General features: G+C 59.2%; 1 protein-coding gene and 1 pseudogene. One reads left to right on the forward strand and one right to left on the reverse strand.

The annotated features are described in order from the left end of the window. A pseudogene (locus tag ACFPJ1_RS25220) lies at nt 1-248 on the forward strand (transposase); the annotation flags it as partial. A 175-nt stretch (nt 249-423) separates the two neighbouring features. On the opposite strand, the gene ACFPJ1_RS25225 reads toward ACFPJ1_RS25220, so the two are convergent. After that, on the reverse strand, nt 424-2,751 hold the full coding sequence (locus ACFPJ1_RS25225) for a tetratricopeptide repeat protein (protein WP_380107547.1): 2,328 nt from the start codon (nt 2,749-2,751) through the stop codon (nt 424-426). Nucleotides 2,752-3,111 lie beyond the last annotated feature (360 nt).

A 3,111-nucleotide genomic window follows, 5' to 3' on the forward strand; every position in this document is an offset into this window, starting at 1 on the left:
AATCTGGTCCAACAACCCCCAAGAACGCCTCAACCGCGAGATCCGCCGCCGCACCGACGTCGTCGGCATCTTCCCCGACCGCGGCTCGACCATCCGCCTCGTCGGAGCCGTCCTCGCCGAACAACACGGGCGTTTGGGCCGAAGGCCGCCGCTACCTCGGCCTCGACGTCCTCGCCCGATCCCAGGCCGACAACAACCCCACCACAGAAGAGGCGATCGAACCCACCCTGCAAGCCCTCACAGCCTGACAACAACCACGAAGGATCACACGTCGTACACCACTCCACAGGACTTGACCGTCGCGTAGCGCTTCAGACGGTCATGAAGGCAACGGTCGCATCGCAAACCTTGCCTCGGGCCAACGCTCACAGAACAGTAGCCGGACTCTCAGGCCGCATTTGTCCAGCGATGGATGTGTACTCGTCAGTCAGGTTCAGCGGACGGATTCGAAAGTAGGCTCAACAGTTCAGCCGCGTCTTCAGCACCCTCGGATTCCGGTCGAGCGTCATCGAGCAACATCCGCAAACTCTCCCGCGCCCTTTCGAACTCCTTTTGCATCACCAGCGCCTTTGCAATGAGCAGCCTGCCGACGGCGATGGAGTCATCATCGGCAGGCAATTGACTTTCCAGGAGTTTCTGCGAGTCGTTCAGGGACTTAAGGCCGAGATCTAGCTTCCCACCTTGCACCAGAGCGAACCCGTAGTTGCCGAGATACTTCGCGTAGCCCATCGGGTCCTTGGCCCAAACCTCAGCCGGCACGGAAAGCGCCTGCTCGAGGAGCACCGCCGCTGAGTCCACGAACCCCATTTGAGCCAAGACATTGGCCTGGGCTGCAGCTGCCTGAGCAAACTGGGATAACGCTCCGGCCTGTTTCGCAATGACCCGAGCTTCCCGAGCAAACGTCGCAGCCTTCGGAAGGTCCGCCGCCCTCCGCGCGAGATCACTCATTCGAAGCCGAGACGCCACAGCTTCAGGGACAGAACTCACTAAGTCCGCCTCGCCGGCGGCCTCCTGCAGCAGCGACCAAGCTTCGCTCGCTCGCCCTTTATGAACCGCGATTCCGGCCAGATCCACAAGAGCATTGGCGATCCAGGCGTGGTCGTCATGTTCGCGATATATAGAGAGAGCACGCTCGTAGAAGGGAACAGCATCGCGCCATTTCCCCTGCTCTTCAAGCGTGGACCCGAGTGCACCACACGAGATGCCTACTATCAGAGCCTGATCGCCGAGCGCGCGCTCTTTAAGCTGCAACGCCTGGCGATGGAGAGACTCGGCCTTTGAGTGTTCTCCGAGATCCCCAAGGACGTTAGCGAAGTTGTGGAGTACCGAGCCCAGCTCTGAGACGTCCCGACCGCCATGTTCGAGCAGCAAGTTGGCTGCCTTCGCGAAAAGATCCGTCGCCTTCTGGTAATCTCCGCGACCTCCGAAGTACTGCGCCGTGCGATTTAGTATGAGGGCCAGCGCGCTAACAGTCCTGTGAGCAATCTCGAGGTCCGACATAGCGATAAGGGACAGCGCATGGGGAAGCAATCGCTCCATAGCTGGCCATTCGTAGCTTTCAGATGAACGCTCTGGCAATTGCTGGGCGACAATAAGCTGGGCCCGCGTCAACGCAACGTATTGCTCACGCTCGGACAACGCCGAGCGCACTACGCCCAGCACCAGCTCGTGCGCGAAGACCATGTCACCATCGCGCTGAGCTAGCGAGAATGCCCTAAGGCTTCCCAGCGCTTCCTGCAGCCGAAACGTGTCCCAATGTTCTTCATCGCCGTCATCGAAGCTGGGCATTTCATCGAGCTGAAACTGCCCAGGAGCAACGAAGGCGAGCATGGCGAGGAGCTCACGCGCATCGGATCCAACTGCATCAACGCCTAGCTGAATGGATTCGACAAGATTTCTTTGTCCCGATCCACCCCCCATAGCCTTCATTGCTTCAAGTCGACGAGAACTAAGCAGGCGTGCGTATGCTCTGAGGCCCATGCCTGTCTTCGCGATGTAACCAGCAGCCTGATCGAGTGCTATTGGCAGTCCGGCGCAAACTTGGACCAATTCGTACAGGTCTTCATCCGCGGCATCTCTCAGTCTTGGCGACATTCGCAGCAGAGCTATTGCGTCAAGATCAGAGAACTTCTGCAACGACTGCGATTGAACAACTCCGCTCCAACTCTGATCTTGGCTGGTGATGATGACATGGCCGCCCCCCGAGGGGATCATATCAATAAGGCCATCCGGGCCACGAGCATTGTCGACAACAATCAGCCATCCTGAGAGGCGTTCGAGATTCTCGCGCACCAACCTTGCCTGGTGGGAGACAGTCTTATCGGGTCCTGAGGTAATATCTAGAAAAGGAGCGAGTGCAGCAATGTCACTCTCCAGCGTCTCCCGGCTGTCACCGCGTAGCCACCATTTGAATGTGTATTCTGAGGTCCCCGCGGAGAACCAGTACCTTGCAAGTTGACTTTTGCCGGACCCTGAGATTCCAGTGATAGCGACCCGGGAATCGCGATTCAGAGTACTCGCGAGAGCTGCGACGGTCGCATCCAGCCGGTAGAAGAGTCGCGCTGCCGGTGGGGGTTCCAAGATATGCGTGAAAAACGCCGGATCGACGCCCAGTGCCGACAACGGTAGCTCATGACCCTGTTTCCACTCCTCAAGCAAGCTGACCGGGTAGCTGTCGGGATTGCTGTCAATCAGCCTGTGATGTTCGGGGCAAAGAATCAGACAATTCTGGTACGAATCCACGAGATCCACCGGCCATGCCTGGTCGTGACGCGGTCCGCCCGCGCTGTGGGCTCGGATATGCGCGATCTGTCCAATCGTCGTCCACTTCCCCTGGTCGTGAACGACCAACTGGCGGTTGCAACCTGGTTTTGCGCACGTCCCCCGAGAGACAGCCCATAGCAGGTTGCACTCCGGGGCGGATGGGCGTCCGCTGTCAGCCGCCATCTCGCGATCCCTCTTTCGACGTGGAGCGCGTCGGGCTGCCCCAACCGAAGCCATAGGCCAGACCTTAACGGCCAGTCACAGTCCAGACGAGTGCGGACTAGTACTCCAGCCGTAGTTCGTGATCTGGCGGTGTGGCGGTCCCGGACGTAGCGCAGCCACCGGTTG

It is taken from the genome of Kribbella qitaiheensis, assembly GCF_042657745.1.
Lineage (GTDB): Bacteria > Actinomycetota > Actinomycetes > Propionibacteriales > Kribbellaceae > Kribbella > Kribbella qitaiheensis.